Below are 26,392 nucleotides of genomic sequence, written 5' to 3'. Positions count from 1 at the left end.
TTCTCCGACTTCTTCGAATTTCCCCTAGATTACCCTGAAGCCGCCGGGTTCAAATACCCTGAATGAGTGATAAAGCCCCGCAGTCACCCCGGATCCGACCCATGTCTATGCTTTGTAGAGTTTCCCGGCGCTATTCGCCCGGCCAACATGGCGCTAGAATCCAGCCATGACCCCGCACCGACCCCTGTTGCTCATGGGCCTCGTCGCCCTCGCCCTGCTCGCCGGCTGCTCGCGCGGCGACGCGCTGCGACAGGTGCTTGTCGATGGCGAGCTGGTCGTGGTGAGCCGCAACAGCCCCACCACGTTCTACCTCGACAAGGGAGGCGCCGCCGGATTTGAGCACGACCTGGCCCAGCTGTTCGCCGATGAACTCGGAGTCAGCCTGCAGATGGATACCGCCTATAGCCTGAGTGGCATTTTTCGCCGCTTGCAGCGCCGTGAAGCCCACATCGCCGCTGCCGGCCTCAGCCTTACCGACGCGCGCAGTGCACAGTTCAATCACTCCATGCCCTACGCCAGCCTGGTGCCCCGGGTGGTGTACCGCACGGGCAAGCGCAAACCGTCGGGACTGGACGATATCGAGGGACTGCACCTGATCGTGCTCGCCGGCAGCAGCCACGAACAGACCCTGCGTGACCTGCAGTCGGCGGCCTGGCCCGAACTGAGCTGGGAAGCCGTGCGCGGTGCCGACACCATGGAACTGCTGGAGCGGGTCGACAGCGGCTCGGCAGACATTGCGGTCATCGACTCCAACGAGTTCCGCATGCAGCAAAGCCTGTACTCGCGCCTGGATGTCGCCTTCAACCTTGGCAGCGAACAGGACATGGTGTGGTACTTCCCACCGGGTGATGACTACAACGCCCTGGTTGACCGCGCCGATGCCTTTCTGGCCGAGTTACAGGAGGATGGACGCCTGGAGCAACTGCGCGAGCAGCATTTCGGGCACAACACCGTGCTGTCTCGTGTGGGGTCACACGTGTTCGCACGCAATATCCGCAGCAAGTTGCCCGCCTATGCGGACCTGATTCGACAGGTAGCCGAAGAGTACAAGCTCGACTGGCACCTGCTGGCGGCGATCGCCTATCAGGAGTCGCACTGGGACCCGGAGGCTACGTCACCGACGGGTGTGCGCGGCATGATGATGCTCACCCGCCCGACGGCGCGGGAAATGGGCGTGAAGGACCGGCTGGACCCGCTACAGAGCCTGCGCGGCGGAGCGCGCTACCTGAAAAATATCCGCCGACGCCTGCCCGCAGACATCAGCGAACCCGACCGCACCTGGCTCGCTCTGGCCGCCTATAATATCGGCCTCGCGCATCTGGAAGACGCGAGAGTGCTCACCGAGCAACGCGGCGGCGATCCGCATCTGTGGAGTGATGTGCTCGAGACCCTGCCCCTGCTGCAGAAGCGCGAGCACTATCGCACCACGCGCTACGGCTATGCGCGGGGCGGCGAAGCGGCGAGCTTCGTGCAGAATATCCGCCACTACTACAGTATCCTGCAGTGGAAAGACATGTCGGCCAACCAGCCTGGTCAGCCGCTGGACCCGATGAACTTCCTGCCGACGGCGTTGCGCGGGGAGCGTTTTCTGGCGCTATGAGCGCCGGGCGCGGAAAAACGCCTGTAGACGACGGCTGGACTCCTCGGCGAGCACACCCTCCTCCCAGGTCACCCGGTGGTTGTACCAGGGTGACTCCAGCAGCGCACACTGGCTACAGACAACACCGGCTCGTGGCTCGCGGGCGGCAAACACCAGCAACGCAATGCGCGCATGCACCAGCGCACCGGCGCACATGCTGCAGGGTTCCAGCGTGACGTAGAGCGTCGCGCCCGGCAGACGGTAGTTGCCCTCGGTGCCTGCCGCGTCGCGCAGGGCAATAATTTCCGCGTGGGCGGTGGGGTCAGCATCGCCAATCACGCGGTTCCAGCCGCGCCCGAGGACGTGTCCGTCGCGCACAACCAGCGCGCCCACGGGCACCTCGCCCTTCTCCGCAGCGCGATCCGCCAGTAACAGCGCCTGCTCCATCCAGTGCTGATGTTCATGCATTGGCATCGGCGCCCCCAGCCACGGGCTCACAGTGCCCCTGCGCGTCTACCGCCAGAGGCGTTGGCGCAAGCCCGGCGCGGTGGCGTTCATACATCGCACCATAGGCTGCTTCCAGATTGCGTGCCATGGCGCGCCCGTCAAACAGCGCGCTCTGGCCCTTCTGACTGATCAGTCGCTCGCGTAAGCGGGCGAGGCCGGCGGGATTGCCGGCCATGGCAATGGCGCACTGTTCGTAATCCTCCACGGTCGTGGCGATCAATTCCGGCAGTTGCAGCGCGCGCAGCAAGCTGGCTGCTACGCGCCCGGCAAATGACTCACCCTGCAAGGTCAGCAGGGGCAGTCCGGCCCAGAGCGCATCGCTGGCCGTGGTGTGTGCGTTGCAGGGCCAGGTATCGAGAAACAGGTCCGCAGCGCCGTGGCGCGCCAAATGTGCAGCGGGATCTGTTCGTGGTGCGAACACCAGCCGCTCCGGGTCCACGCCATGACCATGCGCGGCCTCTCGCAGCTGTGCAGAGGCCGCGCTGTTGTCCTCGAGCAACCACAACACACTGCCCTCCACCGCCTGCAGGATGCGCATCCAGCAGGCAAAAGTGGTCGGCAGTATCTTGTAGTTGTTGTTAAAACAACAGAATACAAAACCGTGTTGCGGCAGCCCCTGCGCCATGCGGTCAGCCGTATCAGCCACCAGCGCGCGGCGGGAGTCGTTGGCCTGATAGCAGCCTGGGAGGTAGACAACCTGTTCGGTATACCAGGCACGGTGAGCCGGGGGAATAACCGTTGCATCAGCGAGAATGTAGTCGTGATAACCCGACGCCATGGTACCGGGGTAACCGAGGTAGTTTACCTGCACGGGCGCGCATCCCGCTGCGAAGAGCCCGGGACGGGAGTCGCGGGTATAGCCCTTGAGGTCCACGGCGATATCAATGCCCCACTCTCGCGAAAGCGCCGCCACCTGCAGGTCGGTCATGTCGTTGACATCAATGAAACGGTGGAACGCCCCGGTAATTCGTTCGCTCATGGCGTCCGTGGCGACGGGGCCAAACCCGAAGCCGTAGCACTCGAAACGCGCCGCATCGTGAGACTCCAGCGTCTCCAGCAACAGATGCGTGGTGGCGTGTTCGCGAAAATCCGCAGAGTAGTAGCCCACGCGTATGCGCCCATCAGGAGCAGGCGCCGAAAACTCACCCAGCGCGGCAGAGCGCGGGTAGCGTGCCTGCGCGTAACACGCCGCCGCCTGCTGTTGCAGCGCGGGTGAGTCGAGCACGGCCAGGACGGGAAAAGGGGGTGACACTGCGTCACCCGCCACAATACCCTGCTGCAGGCGCGCGGCGCTCTCGGTATATGCGGCCCAGTCGCACACTTTCATGCAGGTGTGTAACCAGGTGCCAAAAAGGAAAGGATAGCCGGGCCGCAGGGCCAGCGCACGGGCATAGCTTTCCGCCGCGGCGCTCAACGCCTGCCGGTCGGCGAGCGCTTTACCACGATTGCACCAGGCCTGGCTGTGGCCCGCATCCAGAGCCAGCGCACGGTCATAGCTCGCCAGCGCATCTGCCGGACGACCGAGATCAAGCAGTGCGTTGCCGCGGTTGTACCAGGCATCGACGTAATCCGCCTTGCACGCCAACGCGCGGTCGTAGCTATCCAGCGCCTGCGGCAATCGGCGCAGGTCGAGTAATGCGTTGCCGCGGTTGATCCAGGCCTGCGCGTAATCCGGCTTCAGCGCCAGGGCGCGGTCAAAACAGCCGATGGCGGCCTCCAGCTGGCCCACACCGAGGCGCGCATTGCCCAGATTGAAGTGCGCCGGCGCCACACTCCCGTCGACTTTGATAGCCGCTTCCAGCCAGCCGATACCGCGCTCGGTATCGCCCAGCTGCAATGCCGCTACGCCACGCAGGTGCAGGCTGTCGAAGTGACGCGGCCTGACCTTGAGCACCTCGGCGTAGAGCGCGCTGGCGCGCGCAGGCTGGCCGGCCTGGTGCAGCGACACTGCCTCGCGGTAGCGGGCCTGAAGTGCCGGTGGCAGGGCTGCCTTTGCTTTCTTACGACTCAAGGTAAATATCCTCTGGCGTGGCGCCGCGGCGCCGCAGGTCCACCATGCGTGTGTAGGCCTGCTCGAGATGACGCGCGCAGGTCGTCGCGTCGAACAAGGCGGCCTTGTGGCGCGCGTCAGCCAGTGTTGTGCGCAGCCGATCGCGGCGCGGGGCATCGCCTGCCAGCGCGATGGCCAGGGCCGTGTACTCGTCCATGCCCGTGGTAATCAGCTCGGGCAGGCCCACGGCCTGCAGGAGGCTGGCGGCCACGCGGCTGGCAAAGCTTTGCCCGCTGCACGTCACCAGCGGGAGCCCCATCCACAGGGCATCGCTGGCGGTGGTGTGGGCGTTGCAGGGAAATGTATCGAGAAACAGATCGGCAGCGCGGTGCCGGGCCAGATGTTCCGCCAGCGGCACCCGTGGCGCAAACACCAGCCGTGACGGGTCGAGCCCGGCGCGCTGCGCCTCACGCTGCAGGTTGACCCTTGCCTCGGCGGGGCCTTCGAGCAACCAGAGCACACTCCCCGGAACGGCCTCGAGAATCCTTACCCAGGCGTGAAACACTTGAGGGGTCAGCTTGAAAAGAGTATTGAAGGCGGCAAACACCAGTGCATCCGCTGGCAAGCCCAGGTCCTCGCGCGCTGCGGTTGCCTGCGCGACCGGCCGCTGGCTGTCATTGCACTGGTAACTTTCGGGCATGTAGACGATGCGCTCGGTGTAGTGGGGGCGCAGGGCGGCGGGTATCAACACGGAATCCGCCACAAGATAGTCGATATGAGGACAACCCAGCGTGCCCGGATAGCCAAGGTAACTCACCTGCACCGGCGCCGCCCGCCAGGCAAAGATATCCACGCGCTGGTCGCGGGTGTAGCCCTTGAGGTCGATGGCCACATCGACGCCCAGTTCGCGGGCGCGACGGGCAATCCCTTCGTCACCCAGCTCGCGCACATCCAGGAACTGATCAAACGCCGCCTCCAGGCGGTTGCGCATGGCGTCCTGCACGGGCGGCCCGTAGGAAAACGCGATCAGTTCAAAACGCTGGCGGTCGTGCGCCTCAAACAGCCCGGCAATCAAGTAGGCCGTGGCATGGGCGCGAAAATCCGCCGAGAAATACCCGAGACGTATACGTTCGCCCGGGCCCGGTGGCGGCAGGAACTCCGCAGCGGACCGAGCGCGTATGCGCTGCGCGCACCACGCGCTGGCGAGACGGCATTGCAGGCCGGGATCATCGGTAAGCGTGAGCAGTGGAAACGGCGCACTCGCCAGCTGCCCGTCTGCCACATCCCGCAGCAATTTCCCGATGTCCTCCTCAATGCCCTCCCAGTCACAGAGGCTGAGGCGCGCCTGCAACACGGCGCCGCGCAGATACTCGAATTCGGACCCCGCAGTGCCTGCCGCCAGCGCGCGTTGGTAGTCGTTGATGGCCGCGGGAAAATCGCCCATTTCCTGATGCAAGTGACCTCGATTGGCATGCGCCACGGCCAAATCAGGCTGAAATGCCAGCGCCCGCCCGAAACTCGACTCGGCGGCCTCAGGTTCGCCCAGAACGTGCAGTATATTGCCGCGATGACACCAGACACTGGCTGACCCGGGGTTCAGCAACAGAGCACGCTCCACGGCGGCCAGTGCCTCCGCGTGACGGCCGAGAGCCTGAAGCACAGCCGCCTGGCCAATGACGATATCGGCATCGCGGGGGGCCATGGCGGCGGCACGTTTGAACCCGGCGAGTGCGTCGCCGTATTGACCCAGTTTCTGCAGCGCGCTGGCGCGATTGAACACGGCTTCGGCATAGTCGGGCTTGAGTTTGAGCGCCGCATCGTAGCCGGACACCGCTGCCTCCCACTCACCGAGCTGCTGCAGGGCATTGGCCCGGTTGGAATGAAACGCCGGGTTGGCGGCATTCATGGCAATTGCCCGGTCAATTTGCCGCACCGCCTCTCCGGCTCGGCCGCACTGCAGCTCAATCAAGCCCAGCAGGTGAACCGCGTGCGCGTGCCTGGGGTTTTTGCGCAGAATCTGCCGGTAGCGCTTCTGCGCCTCCTGCAAATCACCTGCCTGATGTAGCGCGAGCGCCTGCTCGAACCGGGCATCCAGTTTGCCGCCGACTCCCATATATTCACTCGTTGCATCGCTGCCAGCCGCGCATTATGAACGCCCCGTGAGCTGGCCTCCAGCCCCAACGGCAAGCCCGCTCAGGATTCACCGCCCTCCTGGGGCTCCTTCACTGGCGCCGGCAACACCAACACGGCACAGGGTGCGCTGACCGCGACGCACTCCACCGTAGCCCGCCGCAGCGGCCAGCGACCACCCGCTCCCCGTGACACCAGCAGTATCAAATCCGCTTCGATGCTGGCTGCCAGCGCTACCAGCTTTTCTCCGGGGCTACCCGCCAATACGTGCAACGTGGCACCCGAGTTGAAGGCCAGGTGTTTCTCTGCCAGGGCACTCAAGCTGTCGCGGGCGCGCTGCTCAATATCTTCCGAGGCGTCGGCCGCCACGTGGGGGAAAAAGCTGGCGCCACCGGGGTCGAACACGGTTGCCAGATGCAGGCTGCCACCCTCAGCCAGCAACCGACTCCCCTCGCGCAGCGCGCGCTCTGCCTCTTCCTCATCCTCCACATCAATAGCCAATAGAATATTACGGTACATCGTCCTTCTCCTGCTGCGATGACGGCGCTGCGTCGACCTGCGGATAGGCCCTTCCGTAGACCAGTTCACCCACGCTGTAGCCGCGGTAATCAGCATGCAGCGCGCGCAGTAGTGAAAGCGCCATGAAAATCAACAACACACAGAACGGCAGGCCCAGAGCGGTAATCACGTTCTGCAAAGCTTCCAGCCCTCCCGCAAGCAGCAGCGTGCCGGCAATGCCACCCTGTGCCAGGGCCCAGAATACCCGCTGGCGGACCAGCGACGGTTGATCGTCGCGACGCGTCAGCAGATCAATGACCAGCGAAGCCGAGTCCGACGAAGTGGTGAAGAAAATAATGATAATGATCACACTCAGGGCCGACGCAAGTTCTGCAAGCGGAAACACGGAGAGAAAAGCAAAGATCGCTACCGAAGGATCATCCTGCACCTGTGCTGCCAGCTCCACCTTGCCGCTCATGGCAACATCGATTGCCGCCAGGCCAAATACCCCAAACCACACCAGCGTGAACAGCGTGGGCGCCAGCAACACCCCCGCAACAAATTCGCGGATGGTACGGCCACGGGAAATGCGCGCGATGAAGATACCGACGTAAGGCGCCCACGAGATGGTCCAGGCCCAATAGAAGAGTGTCCACTGCCGCTGCCAATCCGACTCCGAAAACGCCTGGGTCCAGAATGCCAGCCAGGGCAAGGCATCCAGGTAATCACCCAGCGTCTGCACCATACCCTCGGCAATAAAAACGGTCGGCCCGACAACGGCAACAAAGACAATCAACACAATCGACAGCACAATATTAGCCTGCGAAAGCCGCCTTATGCCCTTGTCCAGGCCCAGCGCCACCGAAGTGGCTGCAACACCGGTGATACAGGCAATGATCGCCACCTGTACCCAACCCGTCTTGGGCACCTGAAACAGATAGGCGAGACCACTGTTCAACTGCAGTGTGCCCAGGCCCAGCGAAGTCGCCACACCAAACAGCGTGCCCAGCACCGCGACAACGTCCACGGCGGCACCCAGGGGGCCGTAGATGCGCTCCCCCAGCAGCGGGTAGAACAGGCTGCTGATGCGCATCGGCAGATCATGCCGGTAGGCGAAGTAGCCAATTGCCAACCCCGGCAGGGCGAAGATGGTCCAGGTGTGCAGGCCGAAGTGGTACATCGCCACGGTCATTGCATCACGCGCTGCACGCTCGCTTTCGGGCTCCACACCGGAAAACGGCGGCTGGGCAAAATGCGATATCGGCTCCGCTACGCCCCAGAACATGAGGATGGTGCCAATCCCCGCGGCAAAGAGCATGGTGAACCAGGTAAGATTGGAATAGTCAGGGCAGGCGTCGTCACTGCCCAGGCGAATAGTGCCGTAGCGGCTGACCGCGAGAAAAATGAGGAACGCCAGCAGCACGCTCACAGACAGAATGTAGAACCAGCCCAAATGGCGTGCCACCCAGGCGGTAACGGCGCCAAAACCCTGACCCACCTCTGCATCAAAGGGAATCGCCAACGCCACAAACAGGGCGGCCACAGCGGCAGAGGTGAAGAACACCGCCGGGATGGTCTGCAGTCCCAGCGCGCGTTGCAGCCTGTTGAGCAAAACCTGACCTCGCTTTTCATCAGCAACGGGCCCAACCCTAGCACAGGAACGCCACGCAAGCGCAAACAGGGCCGGTTCGCCCAACACACTGAACCGCGAGCCTGCGCCGCCAATTTCTTTTCCGAAACCAGTTCGATAATATTCCCTGCATGAACGCCTCACCCAGAAATGCCAGCTCACCACGCCGCGGAAGGCCGCGCAGCTTGACGCTGGAGGCTATCGTCGACACGGCCTGCGCCATAGCGCCCGGCAACCTCGACATGGCGACGGTTGCCCGCCACCTGAAGGTTGGCGTAGCAACACTCTATGGCTATGTGGAGGGAAGAGAACACCTGTTGCGCCTGGTTACGGAGCGCAAGGGGCAACTGCAGCCCATTATCGATCGCGGCCAATCCTGGCAGGACATTCTGCGCGAACATGCCCGCAGCACCTGCCAGACCGCCCTCGACTGGCCAGAGCTGCTCAGCCAGATCATGCAGGGTGGAGTGTTCGGTGACATCGAAGCGCGCTACCTGGAACAACTGATAACCGTGCTTGGCCGGCGCGGGTTTTCCCCCGGCAGGGCACTCGAGCTCTACTACAGCGTTAACCAGCTGGCGCTGGGCGCCGCGGTCAGCGGCAATTACCTGAGGGCCGCAGCCCGCGCAGGGGGGCACCAGACACTGCTCAACCAGTTCCTGGCAAGCCAACCGGCGCATAGCTTGCCCCAGCTACAGCAGGCACTGGCAGAAAACCCACTGCCGCAGGTGCTGGGTGACTTCAAACCGGCGCTGGAGCATCTGCTCGACAGCAGTCAACCCGACAATCCAGCCGGCCCTAAGCGGTCGCCAAACCCACGGAGAAAGTAACATGAGCAACGGTTTTCGCCCCACCGATAACAGCGGCCCATTGTGCTGTGTGATTGGCGCCGGCCCCAGCGGAATCACCACCATCAAGCGCCTCAAGGAAGGAGGCATAGCCTATGACTGCTTCGAGGCATCTGACAATATCGGGGGCAATTGGTACTACCGCAACCCCAACGGTATGTCGGCCTGCTACCAGAGTCTGCATATCGATACGTCAAAGTTTCGCATGGGTATGCAGGAATACCCGGTGCCGGAAAACTGGCCGGACTACCCGCACCACAGCGAGATTTTCGATTACCTTAACGACTACACAGATCATTTCGGCCTGCGCGACACCATCACCTTCAACACGCGCGTCGAGCGGGCGCACCGGGAAGCCGATGGCCACTGGTCGGTCACCACAAGCGACGGCGAAACTCGCCGCTACGATGTGCTGCTGGTAGCCAACGGTCATCACTGGGACCCGCGCTGGCCGGAACCCGCTTATCCCGGCCACTTCGCCGGCGAGCAAATCCACGCCCACAGCTACAATACGCCCTTCGATCCTATCGATATGCGCGACAAACGCGTGCTGGTGGTGGGCTCCGGGAACTCGGCGATGGATATCGCCTCAGAGTTGTCGATGCGTTACATGGCCAGCACCCTGCACATTTCCATGCGCCGCGGCGTATGGGTGTTTCCCAAGTACATCAACGGCAAGCCCGGTGACAAGAACATGCTTCCCGCCTGGGTGCCGCGCAAGATCCAGCACTGGCTGATGAGCCGCGTGGTCAAGCAGCAGATTGGCAATCCCCGCGACTACGGTCTGCCACAGCCCACCTACCAGCCCTGGGAAGCCCATGGCACGGTCTCGGGCGAATTCCTGCAGCGTGCCGGCTCTGGCGACATCAATGCGCGCCCGGGCATTGAGCGACTGGATGGCCACACCGTCCACTTCACCGATGGCAGCAGCGACGAATTCGACGTGATCGTCTGGTGCACCGGCTACAAAATCAGCTTCCCCTTCTTTGACCAGCCGCAGTTCACGGCCAGCGAGGACAACCAGCCACCGCGCCTGTTCAAGCGGATGCTGATACCCGGTGTACCCAACCTGATCTATATGGGCCTGGCGCAGTCGCTACCCACCCTGGTCAATTTTGCGGAGCAACAGGCGCGCTGGGTCGTGCCCTACCTGAAAGGCGACTACGCCCCGCCCTCCGAAAATGAGATGGAGGCCATGATTGCGGCGGATGAAGCCTTCTATCTGCGGGACTACTACCCCAGCCCACGGCACACCATTCAGCTGCACTTTGATCATTACGTGGGACGGCTGGACAAGGAAATAGAGGCCGGCATGAAACGACGCCAGAGCGGCCAGCCGCCAGCGACGCTGGTGGACGCCACTGCAGAAAAGGCGCGCGCGGCATGAGTACCTTCACGCGCAGCGACCTGACATTCAACAGCGGCGACGACAGCTGCGCTGCCTGGTTCTATCGCCCCGACACTACCGGGCCGGCGCCCGGGGTGGTGATGGCACACGGTTTTACCGCCGTGCGCGACCAGCGCCTGGACGCCTACGCCGAAGCCTTCGCTGCGGCGGGTATCGCGGTATTGCTGTTTGACTACCGCCATTTCGGTGCCAGCGCCGGCGAGCCGCGGCAGCTGCTCAGTGTCAAACACCAGTTGCAGGACTGGGACGCGGCGGTGGCCACCTTGCGCCAGCAACCGGGCATAGATCCGGAGAGAATCGGGCTGTGGGGCACCTCGTTCGGCGGCGCTCACGTACAGGCGGTGGCTGCCCGCGACCACCGCATCGCTGCCGTGGTCGCACAGATCCCCTTCTGCTGGGCCGAAAAGCCACAGCAGAAAGTGCCCCTGCAAAAAACCCTCGGGCTACTTTACGCGGCGCTGAAGGACAGCCTGCGCGGCGCCCTCGGGCTCTCGCCGCACTACATTCAGGCCATCGGCGACCCCGACGACGATGCCGCCATGACCTCGCCCGGCGCCGCCGCCGGCATCGCCAGCATCACGCCAGCGGACTCAGGCTGGCGCAACCGTGTGGCGGCACGTTTTGTGTTTCAACTGGCAAGCTACAAGCCGGGGAAGCAGGCGGGGAATATTCGCTGCCCAATTCATTACACCATCGCGGAACGCGACGCTTTCATCTCACCTGCGACCATTCGCGAGGCCGCGGCGCTGGCCCCCAATGCGGAGATTGCCAGTTACGACTGCGGGCACTTCGGCGTGTATGTGGAACCACTGTTCAGCGAGGTTGCCCGCGACGAAACGGCCTTCCTTTTGCAACACCTTACCCCGCAGAGGACCTGATGTGTGCGCCAGCCGGGCTGCGACAAGGGCCGCAGTCCGGCTGGTGCTCAGCTACAGATCGTAGCCGCGTTCGTCATGCAGCACGAGGTCGAGGCCCACGGTTTCCTGCTCCGCGTCGACCCGCAGGCCAATAACCCGGTCTACGAGCTTGAACAGGATATAACTCACAATTGCCGTGTAAGCGAACGTCGCCACAACGCCGGTGGCCTGCACCGCCAACTGACCGCCGATGGAACTGATGCCCTCGGAGAAACCGTTGCCGCTGAATATACCCAGATTGGGCGAACAGAAAACACCCGCCAGCAAGGTACCCAGAATGCCACCCACCCCGTGGACCGGGAATACGTCGAGGCTGTCGTCAATTTTCAGCCGGTTCTTCAGGGTGAGGGTGGCATAATAACAGATGATACCGGCACTCAGGCCGATGACCACCGCAGCGGCCGGGCCGACCGAACCCGAGGCCGGCGTGATAGTGCCGAGGCCCGCTACCATACCGGTGACGATACCCAGCACCGAAGGCTTGCCGTGGCGGATCCACTCCATGGTCATCCACGCCAGTGAGCCACAGGCGGCCGACAAATGGGTCACCAGCATCGCCATGGCGGCGCTGCCGTCGGCGGCCACCGCGGAGCCGGCATTGAAGCCGAACCAGCCTACCCAGAGCATGCCTGCACCGGTCACGGTCATGGTCAGGTTGTGCGGCGGCATGGCAACACTGCCAAAACCGCGGCGCGGCCCCAACATCAGCGCGGCAACCAGCGCCGCCACCGCCGCCGTGATATGCACCACAGTGCCACCGGCAAAATCCTGCAGCCCCATGGAACCGAGCCAGCCACCGCCCCACACCCAGTGACAAACCGGTGCGTAAACCAGCAGCATCCAGGCGGCACTGAACACCAGCATGGCAGAAAACCGTATGCGTTCCGCAAACCCGCCGACGATCAACGCCGGGGTAATTACCGCAAAGGTCATTTGGAACATGACAAAAAGCGACTCGGGAATATCACCCGAATTACTCTCCATGGATACGGCGGCCAGAAACAGGTTTCCCAGGTCACCAAGCCACGGCCCCTGCTCCACGCCGGATGAACCAAACGCCAGTGAATAACCGGCGACAAACCAGAGCAGCGACATCAAGGCCGTGAGGGCAAAGCACTGCATCAAAACAGACAGCACGTTGCGCACCCGCACCAGGCCACCGTAGAACAGCGACAGCCCGGGGAGTGTCATAAACAGAACAAGTGCCGTGGCCGTCAACATCCACGCGGTGTTGGCGGCGCTGATGTCCGCCGCCCAGGCGGACTGGGCAGGCAGCAGGAACGGGAAAACCACAAACGGAAACCGCAGAAGAGATCGCATCATCATTATTATCGCAGCAGGAAAGGCGGCAAGATTATTGCACAACGACGGCGCACAACAAACCGCGCACGGTGGTTTACCGTGCGCAGCGCGGCCGCGGCGCTTCACGCTGCGTCGAAATACTCCCCCAGCGACCACATGGTGTCTTCGAACTCAGGACCGTGTACCACGCCGAAATGCTCGCGTACGTCTTCGAGCGGCCACTCGAACATGTCCTCATAGCGAGGCATGAACAGGGGTGTGTTCAATGCCTCCCCGATACGATTGCCCTCCCCCAGCGCCTTGTACAATGAAGGCAGCAGGTGCGGGTAATGGCAGCCGAAACGCGACATGCCGGTTGCCACCAACAGGGTGGAGACCACCGAGAGGTGCTCGCCCAGTTCCTGCCCCAGTGCCTTGAGCAGGTTGGTTGTACGCGCGGCGATCAGGGCAAACTCTCCCAACGGGTCGTAGCGGTAGCCTATCACCAGGTGCTCTATATCGTGGGTCTGGCTGTGACGGCGATGGAAGTAGTCGTAATCCGTGGCCGTGCTTTCGAAGGGCAGGAAGTCCGCCTGCAGACCCTGCTCGGCCAGCATTTTCTGATACTCGCGGCCCAGCGTGCCTTCGGGCAGCTCCGCGAGTGCCTGCAAATCATGCGGGATGAGGAAACGCGCTTCAAACCAGGCATCGAGCGCACTGTCGCGTGCCCGGGCCTCTTTGAAAAGCCTATTGATCTCGTCGACATCGTCCAGCTCGCGGAAGATATCAATGATCTCCAGCGGCCCACCGTAATGATCCATATCCGGACCGTTGCGGCGCAGCGACTCCACCGCCACCCAGTGCCGCAGACGCGGGTGGTTGAGGTATTTGGAGGTGCTGCTGAGCATGGTTGTGGTGCCGAGCCGGCGCGGGTCCAGCAGGCGTTGATTGGCTGTGTAACTCGGTACGTCGGTCATGCGAAGTCCCTGAAGGTGTTGCTGTTGTCGTTATTGCCTCCATTGAAGAACAGCGTGCGGCGATGTGGAATGGAGGATAAGCCGGAGAGGCTGCACTATTTCCTGCACCTCGGCGCAGGTTCACCGGTTGCTGCCCCCGCGCAGCTGGGACGGCGACCATCCCGTCAATTGCTTGAAACGGCGCGAAAAGAACATTGGGTCGTCATACCCCACTTCCGCGGCGATCACCTTGATCGGCAATTCAGTACCCTGCAAAAGCTCGCGCGCGCGTCCCATACGCAGCTGGTCCCGCCAGCGCATGATGTTCTCACCCATCTGGCTTTTGAACAGGGCCGTGAGTGTAGAGGGCGCGGCACCCGCTGCCCTGGCAACCTGCTCCACGGTGGTTTTTTCCTGATAGTGGGCCAACAGGAAATCCCGCGCCGCCAGGACACGACGGTCGAGGCGGGTTGTATCGTCGCGGGGCACCAGTTCTTCGCGCAACAGGAGCATGTGCTCGAGCAGATTAAGGTGCAAGGCCCTGCCCTGCCGGCCGCCAGCGTGCGCAATATCGATAATGCGGCGAAACGATTCCGCAAAATAACCCGCGATACGCGGCTCGGAAACCTGCAGCGGTTGCGGCGGCGTGACAGTGTCGTCCTCCAGCAACCACGGCATCCAGCGCTGCGGGGGAAAGAATGCGCTGCTGAACACACTGCAGCTGCCCGCGCCGGAAATGCGCTGTAGCACAACGTCGGACTCCGGCGGCAACAGCAACAGGGCCGGGCCATTGCTCCCCAGCACAATCTCCCCACCCGCGTGCAGCAGGCGACAGGCGCCGCGCTCCGCGAACAGCAACAACCAGGAGTCCGGTGGGCTGAACAGCGGACGCGGGTATTCCTCGGCGGGCGCCGCGGGCAGCTCAATGTGGCTGCTCACAACCTGGTGCGCGGTAAGAAAACGCTGGTAAAGATGCGACCAGATACGATTCTGGAAATCACGGGCAAGCACCGGTTCGGCCTGCCAGTCCAGGGTATCAAGGGTCAGGCCCAGCTCGGCCAGGGTGACGTCCAGCAACTCACGGCGCGCCGACTGGTCCAGCTGGTCTATGCTGATCATTTCCGTTACCGGCAGGGTGAGCGTATCACCCAGCTGATCAACAAACTGACGCGTTTCCTCGACGAAAGCGAGCTCCGCATCCTCCGACAGCAGGGCAGCCACCAGAGCACGGGCGAGTGACACCAGTGCATCGGGCGCGATACCAGCATCATCCGTCACGGGGGCTTGACCCTCCTGCCATTGCCAGCGCTCATCCTAACCCGCACCCACGCCACAGGCGAGGGGAACCCGCATGGACCAGGATCGTGCAATCACGGATATCAGGGCAATCGTCCATGTAGTCTGGGCTATTTGATATGGTCGCCGCGATGCGCGCAGCCTACAGTTTTCAGCCCCCAAGGAGGCCCTTGTATGTACCAGCTGAAAATAACCAACGCCCTCGTCTGCGACGGCAGCGGCAGCCCCGCGTATCGCGGCGATGTTGCCGTGCAGGACGGCAAGATCATGGCCGTGGGCACACGACTGGACGGCGACGCCGCCACCGTAATTGATGCACAGGGGCGCGCCCTTGCTCCCGGCTTCATCGATTCTCACACCCATTTCGATGCGCAGATCACCTGGGACGGGTTGGCCACGCCCTCCCTGGAGCATGGCGTTACCACGGTGATCAACGGCAACTGTTCGCTGACCATGGCGCCGGTGCGCGCCGAGCACCGCGCATTCGTGGGCGCCGTGTTCCGCCAGATCGAGGAAATGCCCGCAGCCGCGTTTGACGCCGGCATGCAATGGAACTGGGAGACCTTCGCAGAGTACCTCGCCACCTTTCGGGATAACCTGGGTATCAATGTGGCCACACTGGCCGGCCACAGCATGCTGCGCCTGTGGGTGATGGGTGATGCGGCGCGTGAGCGCTGCGCCAGCGCGGAGGAGATCGAAGGCATGCAGCAGCTGTTGCGACAATGCCTGGACGCAGGTGCCATCGGCCTGAGCACAAGCTGGGTGGACATCGACCACGAACATCGCCCGGTACCCTGCCGCCTGGCCGCACCGGAAGAATTGGATGCGCTGTGCGCGGTACTCGGTGAATATGGCGCCGTGATGCAGGTGGTGCCGGAGTTCTGGGACCCGGACTTGTTGTGCACCCGGATTGACATTCTGGGCGATCTATCGCGGCGCCACAGCATTACCGTAACGTTCTCGCCGCTGTTCGACTCCAACGCCACCCCCGACCTGGTACCCCGGGCGCTGGACCGGGTGCGATTGCAGGTCGCAAACGGTGCGCGAGTGGTACCACAAATGCAAACCCGGCCGATTGATGTCAGTTTCGAGTTCGATGTCCCCACCTCGGTTTTCAGCTCGCGCCCCACATGGTGGGCGACCATCCTGAAACCCGCCGGAGAAACGCTGCGCGACTTCCAGGACCCCGAGATACGGCGGCAACTGGTGGATGAGGCCTACGATGGCATGCATCCGATCGCCATGGAGGTGCATTTCCCTGACTTTCTGGTCAGCCGCTGCCACCTGCCTGGCAACAAGGCTCTGGAGGGCAGGCGCCTCAAGGATATCGCCGAGGAGCGCGGTTGCGACCCGGTGGAGCTTATGCTCGACCTCGCAGTAGAGGAACAGCTGCGAACGCGCTTCAGCGCGGTCTCCGTGGGCCACGACAATATTTCGCGCATCTCCGGGCCAATCAGTGACCCGCTGGTACAAATCGGCTCGGGCGATGGCGGCGCCCACGTCACGCGCTTCGCAACTTATGGCGACACCGGGTACCTGTTCAGCCGTTTCGTCCGTGACGCCGGCGCGCTGACGCTGGAGCAGGCCGTGTATAAACTGACCGGCCAGATCGCGGACAACTGGGGGCTCAGCGATCGTGGACGCATACGCCCCGGGCAGGCTGCCGACCTGGTGCTCTTCGACCCCGAACGCATTGACCGCGGCCCGGAGATCGCCGTTGAGGACCTGCCGGGTGAAGGCTACCGCTACCTGCGACACGCCATTGGTGTAGAGCAGGTGTTTGTCAACGGCGTCACGACCTACGCCGCTGCGGGCGGTTACACCCAGGCCCGTCCCGGCCAGCTCGTGGCCGGTCGCCGCCAGGTCGCAGCTTGAAACGCCCCAGGAGCCAGAACATGAATACAACCATCACACCAGTAAGACCCTGGACCTACCCGCGTGAAGGCGAGGACCTGCAGAGCATTGCGCGCCGCGAATTTCCCGAGCGCCCGCTGGAAGAGGCCGTCGCCGATTTGCAAAGCTGGAACCTCTATCTGGTTTTTCGACCCGCGCCTGCCATGCTGACCTGTTCCGATATCGTGTTTACCGGCCCACCCGCTGCGTGAGTGATACGCTCGCCCGCGTGCGCGCCGTGCAGCTCACGCCCACCCACGACGGCGAGGCCGCTTGTGCCGTACAGCTGGAGTTTCCCGGCGGCGGCCGTTCCGTGGTGCAGCTGGACAGCGCCGGGCTGGCGCGCGTGATGGCAGAGGCAGACTTGACTGACCTGTCTGGCCTGGTGGGGCGCCCGTGGACCGTGCTGCTGGCCGCACAGGACCCGGCCCAGCGCTGAGCAGGGCCACAGCGCAACCCTTCCAAGGCGCTGCGACGCCCCCCTATCACAGTATTGCCGTGTTCACGGCGACCACATTCATGGCGACCGAATTCACGGCGACCGAATTCACGGCGACCGTGTTCATGGCGATCAATAACCTGTCGCGGGCAACTTGATTGTTTGCATCTAGCAAGTATACTGTTCCGGCGCGCGCCAGGGCAGACTGACGCCCGCGGCGCGCCCGTCAGGCACGCCACTGTTAACCGTGACAGGGCACTGGCGGCAGCGCGGAACAACCGGCTACATTAAGCGCTATTATTTTTATAAGATGAGGAACACAGCTATGAGCACCCAGCAGCAACCTGATTTTGACGCCATTGCGGTTGGTGCCGGCTTTGCCGGTCTCGCACTGATTCACTATCTGCGGGAGGCAGGCCTCTCCATTCGCGTATTCGACCGCGCGTCCGACATTGGCGGCACCTGGACCTGGAACCGCTACCCTGGCGCCATGACCGACAGCGAAAGCTATTACTACTGCCTTACGTTTTCCAAGGAATTGCTGCAGGAGTGGTCGTGGACGCGCCGCTATCCCGACTGGAAAGAAACGCACGACTACATGCGTTTCGTGGCCGACAAGTGCGACATGTGGCCGCACATTCAGCTCAACACCGAAATCGTCGAAGCCGCCTACCAGAAAGACAGCGGCCTGTGGCAAGTGACCACCGGCAGCGGTGAGACATTTACCTGCAAGTACTTCATCAGCGGTATGGGCATGATTTCCGAGCCCGTGATTCCGAAAATCAAGGGCATGGACAGTTTCAAGGGGCCGCTTTTCCACTCGTCACGCTGGCCCGAAGGGCTCGACTACGCAGGCAAGCGCGTGGGCATCATCGGTGCCGGTGCCACCACGGTGCAGATGCTCCCGGTCATGGCGCAAACCGCGAAAAGCGTGACCGTGTTCCACCGCACTCCCAACTTCATCCTCCCCGCCATGCAGCGCCCGATGACCCCGGAGTGGGAGAAGGAAATCAAGGAAAACTACGACGAAATCGTGGCCAAGTGCCGCAACCACATTTTCGGCATGGCCTTCGACACCGCCGAGGGCCGTCTGGCCGTGGAAACGTCGCCGGAGGAACGCCAGCGGATATTCGAGGAAAAATGGACCGGCAGCTTCCGCTGGGTATTCGAAACCTTTGAAGACCTGCTGGGCGATCCGGACGCCAACCTGTGGGCCTCCGAATTCATCATCAACAAAATGCGGGAACGTATTGAAGACCCGGAGGTGGCCGATATCCTGGTGCCTAAACCCGGCGAATACCCACTGTTTGCCAAGCGCCCACCGCTGGACCATGGCTACCTCGAAGCCTACAGCCGGGACAACGTGCACCTGGTCGACATTGCCGAGCGCGAACCGATTGTCGAAATCACGGAAACCGGTGTCACCACAAGCCAGGGGCACCACGAGTTCGACATCATCGTGCTGGCCACGGGCTTCAAGGCCTACACCGGCGCACTGGAAGCCTTCCCCATCCGTGGGGAGAGCGGCCAGACGCTGCGTGAGAAGTGGCAGAAGGTATCGAAATCGATCATGGGCGTGTGCGTCGCCGACTTCCCCAACATGTTTGTGGTCACCGGGCCCCAGGCGCCGTTTGCCAACCTGCCCACCTCTATCGAGCAGAACGCCATCTGGATCAAGGACTGCATCGAGAAGATGGAGAAGGAAGGCTATGACGTCTTCGAACCCCGCCCCGATGCCGAAGACGCCTGGACTGCGCATACCGCCGAGATCCATGAGCAGACCTTGATGGCCCAGGGCGACAAGGTGAACTCCTGGATGATGGGCGCCAACCTGGAGGATAAGGCTCCGCGTGTATTGATCTATTTCGGTGGCGCCAACGTCTACTACGACAAGATGCGCGAGTCTGTCGACGCCGGCTTCCCGGAACTGGAGTTCCGCAAGCGCGTTGCCTGATACCTGAACCGGCGGGCCTAACGCCCGCCCTTCCCGCCTGCGCAGCCTTTGCGCTGCCTGCCGACCCCCGCCTGCCGCGGGGGTTTTTCGTTGGCCAGCTGCATGGCCCGCCGCGCACCCAAGCCCCTGTGCATACACGCCGGTGAGAAAACGCTTACACTCTCCCTGTCCTCAACCCACCGGAACACCACACCTACCCGAGAGGCTGCCTGACATGAACGATGACAGAACTGCGCCAGAGACCACGCCCAGTGCACCTCCCGGCCCGACAGCAGCAACCGAGCCCCAGGCCCTCGCCGCGGGCCTGCACGGCAATGTGGAAATGCTGATGGAACCCGCCGTTGGCTTTCTCGGCCCGGAAACCACCGTTGCCGGGGCGCTCGACTATCTGGTGCACGCGCTGCCCGAGGGTGGCATTACCTACCTCTATGTGGTCGATAGCGAACAGCGCCTGATTGGCGTTGTCGCCATGCGCGATCTGTTACTGTCGCGACCCGGCCAAACACTGCAGGAAGTTATGACGGCGTCGCCGTTTGCGTTCCGCCCGGATACCTCCATGAGCGAAGCCATGCAGTCCGCGCTGAACCGGCGCCACCGCCTGTACCCGGTGGTCTCGGACGAGGGCACTCTGCTCGGCCTGGTCATGGGCTGGCGGCTGTTTGAACACCTGGCCACGGAAATCAGCGCGCAGACCGGCAGCATGGTCGGTGTGGACAGGGAGGAACGCACCCATACCCCGATATGGCAGGCATTCAAAATGCGCCACCCCTGGCTGCAGGTGAACCTGCTGACCGCATTTGCGGCCGCATTCGTTGTCGGCATGTTCGAGGACACCATTACGCGTATTGTTGCGCTGGCAGCCTTCCTGCCCGTGCTGGCGGGCCAGAGCGGCAATACCGGTTGCCAGGCGCTGGCGATCACCCTGCGCGGCCTCACCCTGGGGGAGCTTGCCGACTATCCCGTGCGCAACCTGCTGCGCAAGGAAATCACCCTCGGAGCGCTCAACGGACTGTGCGTAGGCGTAGTCGCGGCCGCCGCCATGTGGGTCTACGCAGCCAGCACCGGCACCGAACACCCTGCCTTGCTGGCACTGGTCATCCTTGTGGCCATGGTGGGCGCCTGTGTCGGCAGCGGTATTTTCGGGGTTGTCGTGCCGCTCACCCTGCGCCGCTTCGGCGCCGACCCCGCGATGGCCAGCAGCATTTTTCTCACCACCTTTACCGACGTACTCGGAATGGGCCTGATGCTGTTTCTCGCAACACTGCTGGTGATGTAGCAACGTACCAAAAAATGAAATTCGCCGATGGAATTCGACTTGCGGCGAGGGCGCCCAAGCGCCATGATCGGGCCGATAAGTAAACCACTGCACCACCATGGAGGGATGGCAGGCTAAACTACGGGGAGCTTCCGGCATCGTGCGCGTAGCAACGGAAACGGCGCCGTACTAGGATAAAAAACAACCCGATTGATCTGCGAGCGTAATGATAGAAGTCGTTAAAGTAATGGTTGCCGACCTGAAGCCGGGCATGTACGTCTCGGGCCTTGATCGGCCATGGCTGGAAACCCCGTTTATCCTGCAGGGCTTTCGCATCACCTCGGAAGAGGACATTCGTGGGCTACGACGCCACTGTCAGTACGTGTTCGTCGACATCGAAAAAAGCCGACACGTCGATTACGCCCTGCAGCGCAAACGGCGCGTGCAGCGGCCACGGCTCTCGCGGGAGGCCATGTTTCCCACGCGGCGCCTGGTCAACTACACCGATAGCGCCGAGTGGGCAGAGGAATACCCGCGCGCGGAGGACGCCGTACACCAGCTTTCGCAGGGGCTGGAGGAGGTGTTCCAGAACGCGCGTGACGGTGCCGCAGTTGATGTGGTGCGCGTGAAGCGCTCCGTTGAGCCGATGATCGACAGTATTTCGCGCAATCCGGACGCCTGCATCTGGCTCGCGCGTCTCAAAGAACAGGACAAGTACACCTACCAACACTCTCTCGGCGCATCCATCTGGGGCGTGGCGCTGGGTCGCCAGTTGGGCCTGCCACGTTCCGACCTGCGCTCGCTGGCGATAGGCGGCCTGCTGTTCGACGTGGGCAAACTGCGCGTAGACCCGGCGCTGTTGCACAGCGACCACGCACTGAGCACCGAGGAGCTCAACGCGCTGCGCGAGCACGTGCGCCATGGCGTGGATATGATGGCCGAAACCGGCCTCATGAATACCGACGTGTTGGCCATGGTGGCGCATCATCATGAACGCCACAACGGTTCCGGCTATCCGCAAGGCCTTGCCGGCGACGACATTCCGATATTCGCCCGCATCGCAGGCATCGTGGATTGCTACGATGCGATCACCAGTCATCGCAGCTACGCCCGCGCAACGTCCCCTTCCGCCGCCATCAAGATGCTGTACGACGTGAAGGATATCGATTTCCAGGCGGAACTGGTTGAAGAGTTTATCCAGGCGGTTGGCATCTACCCCGCAGGCACACTCATCGAGCTGTCCTCCGGTGAAGTGGCTGTCGTGGTCGCTGAGTACCGCACGCGCCGCTTGCGCCCCCGCATCATGGTGGTGCTGGATGCCGACAAGCAACCCCTGAACAGCATACGCATGGTGGACCTGCTGCATGAAACGGAAGATAGCAGCGGGCAACCCCTGGATATTGTCAACAGCCTGGAGCCTGGCGCCTATGGCATCGACATGAACAGCATTCACCTCTAGCGGGCCTGTTGTGACATCTACGCCACCGGTCGTTGAGAGGCACCTGTTCATCGCCGCACTGGACGCGGCGATTGCGCTGTCCGGTGAGCACGGGGAACACGCCGGGCTGCTGCTCGTGGACCTGAGCAACCTGCGCGTTATCAACCACCGCCACGGCTATGCCATCGGCGACCACCTCCTGCTGGAGGCCTACACACAGTTGCAGGACCTCAGCAAACTGCCCGACAACGTCTACCGGATATCCAACAAGACGTACGCCTTCCTGCTGCCCCGACTCGCAAACCCGGCCTTTATCGCCCTGGCGGTCAACCGTGTGCAGCGCACGCTTGAGGAGTCGCTCAATATCGACGACGACATCCTGCCGGTCGAATTGCGCCTGGGTCTCGCAGTTACCCGAGCGACAGCACAAGGTGCGCTCGCCATGCTGGCGCGTGCCGAAAGCAGCCTGGTACAGACACGTCAGGGCAAGTTGCTGCAAATTGACGAAGCGATTCAGGAGCCCATCGCAAACCAGACAAGCATGCCCCTGGAGCAACGCTTTGCAGAGGCTCTCTACGACAACGCCTTTGAATTGTATTTCCAGCCCAAGATAGACCTGCGCAGCGGCAAGGTCTTCGGCGCCGAGGCACTGATCCGCTGGCAGCTTCCCGACCACGGTTTCGTGCCGCCGGAGGAACTGGTCGCGCTGGCCTATGCGTCCGGGCGCAGCTACGAACTGACCCGCTGGGTGGTGAACCGCGCCCTGCGTTACCAACGTGAGTGGCGGGATGATTTTTCGCTACCACTGGCCATCAACCTGTCCGCGGACCTGGTCAGCAACCCCGACCTGCCTAACATGATGCAGAGTGCACTCGCCATCTGGGGGGCGGATCCTGCCACGATCACGGTGGAAATCACCGAGGGCGCCGTGATCGAGGACAAGGAAGCAGGGTTCGATAACCTCGCACAGCTGCGGGAGCTCGGCCTCGGGCTGTCGATTGACGACTTCGGCACCGGCTTTTCATCGCTATCGTATTTCAAGGAGATTCCGGCGACCGAAATCAAGATTGACCGCTCTTTTGTTATACGCCTGCTGGAAGACACCCAGGATCAGAACCTGGTCAGGATCATTATTGATATTGGTCACCTCTTCGGCCTCGATGTGGTTGCGGAAGGCGTGGAAGACGAAGCGACACTGGAGATGCTGCGTGCGCTCGGCTGCGATATTGTGCAGGGGTATTTATATGCACGCCCGATGCCAGAGGCAGAGCTCAGGGTCTGGCTTAAGGGGCGTGAAATCCTCTCCGGGAATCGCTAGGCCGGCCACTTTCACAACACTGATGCATTTCTGCAGGTAGCGATTTCCGCTAGACTGGGCACCTGATCTTATCGTTGGGCCGGGGAGGCCGTGCACCATGGCCGGAAGCAGTCTGCTCGCGCTGATCGATGACATCGCCACGATCCTGGACGATGTTTCCCTGATGACCAAAACGGCGACCAAAAAAACCGCCGGGGTGCTGGGAGATGACCTCGCGCTGAATGCGCAACAGGTGGCCGGTGTTCGGCCCGCACGTGAATTGCCCGTGGTATGGGCCGTGGCCAAGGGGTCACTGGTCAACAAAGCCATTCTCGTGCCTGCAGCAGTGGCAATCAGTTTTTTCGCGCCGTGGCTGATTACGCCGCTGCTGATGCTGGGCGGTGCATTCCTCTGTTTCGAGGGCTTCGAAAAAATCGCGCACCGCTTTCTGCACCGCAATGAGCAAGAGGCGCACGCGCAAGCCCTGCGCGCCGCCCTGAAAGATCCGCAGGTAGACTTGCGCGCGGTTGAGCAAAAGAAGATCAAAGGCGCGATTCGCACCGACTTCATTCTGTCCGCGGAAATCATTGCGATTACCCTGGGAACGGTCGCTGCCGAGGCCATCGGCATGCAATTCCTGGTGCTCTCTGTCGTCGCCATCATGATAACGGTTGGCGTATACGGGCTTGTAGCCGGCATCGTCAAACTGGATGACGGCGGCCTGTATTTAAGTGGACGCGAGAGCGCGCTGGCGCAAAAAACCGGCCACGGCATTCTCTGGCTTGCACCGCACCTGATGCGCACACTCTCGGTACTCGGCACCACCGCCATGTTCCTGGTTGGCGGCGGCATTCTCACGCACGGGCTGCCGCCGGTGCACGCCGCCATCATGGCGTACACAGAGGGCTTTACCGGTGTTGCTCAGGTGCTTGTAAACACCTTGGCTGACGGTTGCTTTGGCCTGCTTGCCGGCGCCTTGCTGGTGGCGACGATCACCCCCTTGCAGGCTCTGTGGACGAGATTGTTCCGTTGAGCGCTCAGGCCTGCTTCTTTTCCATGACTTCGGTAACGATCTCTGCATGAATACGCGATTTGCCGCACTGGTGCTTTTCCTCAGTTCAGCTGGGTGGGGCCTGACATGGCTGCCAATCAAGGCGCTCAGCGACCAGGGCCTGGACGGCTTGCACCTGGTGTTCATCGCATTCGGTGCGGGGGCCCTGCTGTTGCTGCCATGGCTCTATCGGCAACGCCGCCAATGGCAACACAAGTTGCAACTGATGGCACTGGTTGCACTGGCCGGCGGCTTTGCCAATGCCTCGTTCCAGACAGCCATCTATCACGGCGACGTTATCCGCGTGATGATTCTCTTCTACCTGTTACCGGTATGGAGTGTACTGGGTGGACGTCTGTTCCTCGGTGAGCGAGTGGATGCCGTGCGCCTGCTCGCCGTTGTGCTGTGTTTGTCCGGCGCATTCATCATACTGGATGTCGCGCATACCTCATGGACAGGCATCACCTGGATCGACCTGCTCGCACTGGGCTCCGGCATGGGGCTTGCCGCCACCAACATCCTGTTTCGCTTCACCCAGGACATACCGGTGATGAGCAAGGTAGCCGCCATGTTCATCGGCTGTACCGCCATGATCGGCATTTCTTCCCTGCTTGTCGTATCCGCGGCCAGCCTGCCCTCCCCCCAGGCAGCGGTCTGGGCGGTGGTCTATGGAGGCCTCTGGCTGACGTTGATTACCGCCGGGACTCAGTGGGGCGTCACTCAAATGGATGCCGGGCGATCTTCCATTATCATCGTTGCCGAGCTCGTGGTCGCGGTGGCATCCACTGCAATCATCATGCAAACACAACTACAGTTGTTTGAAATCGTTGGTGGCGTCATGGTGCTGGTAGCCGCCATGCTGGAGGGATCGCGCAGCGAGGAACCAGTGCCGACCGTGTAGCCGGCACTGGTGCGTACGACTCTACAGCGTACCTTCCGCCGCCATGCGTACAAACTGGTGGTCAAAACGCATCTTCACGTTGGCCTCGTTGCCCCAGATAGAACCGTCCGGCAATTCAATGCCGATAACATCGGGGGACGCCGCGCCCGCACCCAGCAAACCGTGCTTGAAGGTGAACTGCGTCACGAAGTCCATGGTCTCACGCACGCGCGTCGTGGTCAGGTAGTCCAGCTTGTCCTGCGGCGTCTTGAACATGTGGGTGGCGGCCAACTGCATTTCATACCCTTCGAGGTCCGTGCCCGAATTCTCACCCATATAGGTTTTCGCTTCGATTGCCTGTGGTGTGTCACCCAGCATGATGCCCACCGTCTCGAACCACGCGCCGGTTACCGCCTTACCGAGTTCGGGGTATTTCTTCAGCGTTGCCGAATTGACGCCCATCACGTCAAGAATCTCACCGGGAATCTGGCTGGAATCAAACACCTTTACCGCATTGGGTTCCTGCATGGCCATTTGTAGCTGTGGATTCCAGAGGGTGACAGCCTGCACCTCGCTGTTTTTGAACGTGGTGGCGATATCGGCGTCCGATGTATTGATCAGCGTGACGTCGCGCTCGCTGAGACCAGCCATCTCCAGTGCGCGAGCGAGGGCGTAGTGGGATACGGAGAGTTCCAGTAGATAAACCTCCATGCCCTTGATGTCCTGCATGCTGTCGCGGCCCTTCAGCACAACCGCATCATTGCCGTTGGAAAAATCGCCGGTAATCAGCGCCGTGGTGTCAACACCGGAAGCGGAAGGGATTGTCAGCATATCCATGTTGGTCATGGTTGCGCCGTCGAACTCACCCACCGTGTACATGTTGATAGCCTCGATATAGTCGTTGATCTGCACGAGATCCACTTCAATACCGTACTTCTTTGCCCACTTGTCCATGATGCCAGCCTCGTCCATATAGGCCCAGGGCATGAACCCTACGTAGATGGACCAGGCGAGGGAAAACTGTGTGCGCCGCTCCTCGGCTTGTGCCCATCCTGCCGAGAAGCAGAGCGTGGCTGTTAACAGCGGTACTGCGATTGAGCGATAGATTCGTTTCATGGTCGATCTCCTCGAGGGGATGTGTACAA

General features: G+C 62.2%; 23 protein-coding genes. 13 read left to right on the top strand and 10 right to left on the bottom strand.

Features of this window, described 5'->3' with window-relative positions; genetic code table 11:
• The first annotated feature begins 166 nt into the window (after nt 1–166).
• Nucleotides 167–1,600: a membrane-bound lytic murein transglycosylase MltF gene (gene mltF / locus G533_RS0103265; RefSeq protein ID WP_027948732.1), complete on the top strand. Its 1,434-nt coding sequence runs from the start codon at nt 167–169 to the stop codon at nt 1,598–1,600.
• On the opposite strand, the gene tadA is transcribed toward mltF, so the two are convergent.
• The 5 genes from tadA to G533_RS0103240 all read right to left on the bottom strand — a co-directional run bounded on the left by tadA (nt 1,595) and on the right by G533_RS0103240 (nt 8,316).
• Entirely contained in the window at nt 1,595–2,047 is a 453-nt protein-coding gene (gene tadA, locus G533_RS0103260; RefSeq protein ID WP_027948731.1) for a tRNA adenosine(34) deaminase TadA, read from the bottom strand. The two genes, mltF and tadA, sit on opposite strands and share 6 nt — an antisense overlap.
• Complete coding sequence (locus G533_RS20310; protein ID WP_051229921.1) at nt 2,040–4,097, bottom strand: O-linked N-acetylglucosamine transferase, SPINDLY family protein; 2,058 nt, start codon at nt 4,095–4,097, stop codon at nt 2,040–2,042. Before G533_RS20310 ends, tadA begins: the two co-directional genes overlap by 8 nt.
• A complete protein-coding gene (locus tag G533_RS24420; protein WP_035526253.1) occupies nt 4,087–6,189 on the bottom strand; it encodes an O-linked N-acetylglucosamine transferase, SPINDLY family protein in 2,103 nt (700 codons plus the stop codon). Before G533_RS24420 ends, G533_RS20310 begins: the two co-directional genes overlap by 11 nt.
• Before the next feature lie 80 nt (nt 6,190–6,269).
• Nucleotides 6,270–6,725, bottom strand: coding sequence for a universal stress protein (locus tag G533_RS0103245; RefSeq protein WP_027948730.1), 456 nt, complete (start codon nt 6,723–6,725; stop codon nt 6,270–6,272).
• Complete coding sequence (locus tag G533_RS0103240; protein WP_027948729.1) at nt 6,715–8,316, bottom strand: BCCT family transporter; 1,602 nt, start codon at nt 8,314–8,316, stop codon at nt 6,715–6,717. The genes G533_RS0103245 and G533_RS0103240 overlap by 11 nt, the downstream gene beginning before the upstream one ends.
• Before the next feature lie 203 nt (nt 8,317–8,519).
• On the opposite strand from G533_RS0103240, the gene G533_RS0103235 reads away from it, so the two are divergent.
• From G533_RS0103235 to G533_RS0103225, 3 genes are read left to right on the top strand one after another with little or no spacing between them, the layout of a single operon-like run.
• Nucleotides 8,520–9,164, top strand: a complete 645-nt coding sequence (locus G533_RS0103235; RefSeq protein ID WP_027948728.1) for a TetR/AcrR family transcriptional regulator C-terminal domain-containing protein — start codon at nt 8,520–8,522, stop codon at nt 9,162–9,164.
• Between the two features lies 1 nt (nt 9,165).
• Complete coding sequence (locus G533_RS0103230; protein WP_051229920.1) at nt 9,166–10,569, top strand: flavin-containing monooxygenase; 1,404 nt, start codon at nt 9,166–9,168, stop codon at nt 10,567–10,569.
• Nucleotides 10,566–11,468 carry an alpha/beta hydrolase gene (locus tag G533_RS0103225; RefSeq protein WP_027948726.1) on the top strand — a complete coding sequence of 301 codons (903 nt, stop codon included), beginning with the start codon at nt 10,566–10,568 and terminating at the stop codon, nt 11,466–11,468. The genes G533_RS0103230 and G533_RS0103225 overlap by 4 nt, the downstream gene beginning before the upstream one ends.
• Before the next feature lie 51 nt (nt 11,469–11,519).
• Here G533_RS0103225 and G533_RS0103220 read toward each other — a convergent pair whose 3' ends face one another.
• The 3 genes from G533_RS0103220 to G533_RS23285 form a co-directional block, all read right to left on the bottom strand.
• Nucleotides 11,520–12,827: an ammonium transporter gene (locus G533_RS0103220; protein ID WP_051229954.1), complete on the bottom strand. Its 1,308-nt coding sequence runs from the start codon at nt 12,825–12,827 to the stop codon at nt 11,520–11,522.
• Between the two features lie 104 nt (nt 12,828–12,931).
• Nucleotides 12,932–13,765: a Coq4 family protein gene (locus G533_RS0103215; RefSeq protein ID WP_027948724.1), complete on the bottom strand. Its 834-nt coding sequence runs from the start codon at nt 13,763–13,765 to the stop codon at nt 12,932–12,934.
• A gap of 120 nt (nt 13,766–13,885) precedes the next feature.
• Nucleotides 13,886–15,022 (bottom strand): helix-turn-helix domain-containing protein, encoded by a 1,137-nt coding sequence (locus tag G533_RS23285; RefSeq protein ID WP_051229919.1) that lies wholly within the window; start codon nt 15,020–15,022, stop codon nt 13,886–13,888.
• Nucleotides 15,023–15,214: 192 nt separating this feature from the next.
• On the opposite strand from G533_RS23285, the gene G533_RS20295 reads away from it, so the two are divergent.
• The 3 genes from G533_RS20295 to G533_RS0103195 are packed head-to-tail and all read left to right on the top strand — an operon-like array spanning nt 15,215 to nt 17,372.
• Nucleotides 15,215–16,915: an N-acyl-D-amino-acid deacylase family protein gene (locus G533_RS20295; protein ID WP_035526250.1), complete on the top strand. Its 1,701-nt coding sequence runs from the start codon at nt 15,215–15,217 to the stop codon at nt 16,913–16,915.
• Nucleotides 16,916–16,935: 20 nt separating this feature from the next.
• Complete coding sequence (locus G533_RS0103200; protein ID WP_027948723.1) at nt 16,936–17,145, top strand: hypothetical protein; 210 nt, start codon at nt 16,936–16,938, stop codon at nt 17,143–17,145.
• Complete coding sequence (locus tag G533_RS0103195) at nt 17,142–17,372, top strand: hypothetical protein (RefSeq protein WP_027948722.1); 231 nt, start codon at nt 17,142–17,144, stop codon at nt 17,370–17,372. The genes G533_RS0103200 and G533_RS0103195 overlap by 4 nt, the downstream gene beginning before the upstream one ends.
• A gap of 46 nt (nt 17,373–17,418) precedes the next feature.
• On the opposite strand, the gene G533_RS25215 is transcribed toward G533_RS0103195, so the two are convergent.
• Complete coding sequence (locus G533_RS25215) at nt 17,419–17,547, bottom strand: hypothetical protein (protein ID WP_276202560.1); 129 nt, start codon at nt 17,545–17,547, stop codon at nt 17,419–17,421.
• Between the two features lie 150 nt (nt 17,548–17,697).
• Here G533_RS25215 and G533_RS0103185 point away from each other — a divergent pair, with 150 nt between their 5' ends.
• The 6 genes from G533_RS0103185 (at nt 17,698) to G533_RS0103160 (ending at nt 25,268) form a co-directional block, all read left to right on the top strand.
• A complete protein-coding gene (locus tag G533_RS0103185) occupies nt 17,698–19,326 on the top strand; it encodes a flavin-containing monooxygenase (RefSeq protein ID WP_027948721.1) in 1,629 nt (542 codons plus the stop codon).
• Between the two features lie 214 nt (nt 19,327–19,540).
• Nucleotides 19,541–20,602 (top strand): magnesium transporter, encoded by a 1,062-nt coding sequence (locus tag G533_RS20290; protein ID WP_051229918.1) that lies wholly within the window; start codon nt 19,541–19,543, stop codon nt 20,600–20,602.
• 205 nt (nt 20,603–20,807) lie between these two features.
• On the top strand, nt 20,808–22,040 hold the full coding sequence (locus G533_RS0103175; protein ID WP_035526248.1) for an HD-GYP domain-containing protein: 1,233 nt from the start codon (nt 20,808–20,810) through the stop codon (nt 22,038–22,040).
• 10 nt (nt 22,041–22,050) lie between these two features.
• On the top strand, nt 22,051–23,337 hold the full coding sequence (locus G533_RS0103170) for a putative bifunctional diguanylate cyclase/phosphodiesterase (RefSeq protein WP_027948719.1): 1,287 nt from the start codon (nt 22,051–22,053) through the stop codon (nt 23,335–23,337).
• A gap of 97 nt (nt 23,338–23,434) precedes the next feature.
• Nucleotides 23,435–24,349 carry a DUF808 domain-containing protein gene (locus G533_RS0103165; protein WP_027948718.1) on the top strand — a complete coding sequence of 305 codons (915 nt, stop codon included), beginning with the start codon at nt 23,435–23,437 and terminating at the stop codon, nt 24,347–24,349.
• A 46-nt stretch (nt 24,350–24,395) separates the two neighbouring features.
• Entirely contained in the window at nt 24,396–25,268 is an 873-nt protein-coding gene (locus tag G533_RS0103160; protein ID WP_027948717.1) for a DMT family transporter, read from the top strand.
• Nucleotides 25,269–25,289: 21 nt separating this feature from the next.
• On the opposite strand, the gene G533_RS0103155 is transcribed toward G533_RS0103160, so the two are convergent.
• Complete coding sequence (locus tag G533_RS0103155) at nt 25,290–26,363, bottom strand: putative urea ABC transporter substrate-binding protein (RefSeq protein WP_027948716.1); 1,074 nt, start codon at nt 26,361–26,363, stop codon at nt 25,290–25,292.
• Nucleotides 26,364–26,392 lie beyond the last annotated feature (29 nt).

Source organism: Haliea salexigens DSM 19537, assembly GCF_000423125.1.
In the GTDB taxonomy this organism is placed as follows: domain Bacteria; phylum Pseudomonadota; class Gammaproteobacteria; order Pseudomonadales; family Halieaceae; genus Haliea; species Haliea salexigens.
Note: the sequence above shows the minus strand (reverse complement) of the source record. Positions and strands in the feature narration are given on the sequence as shown.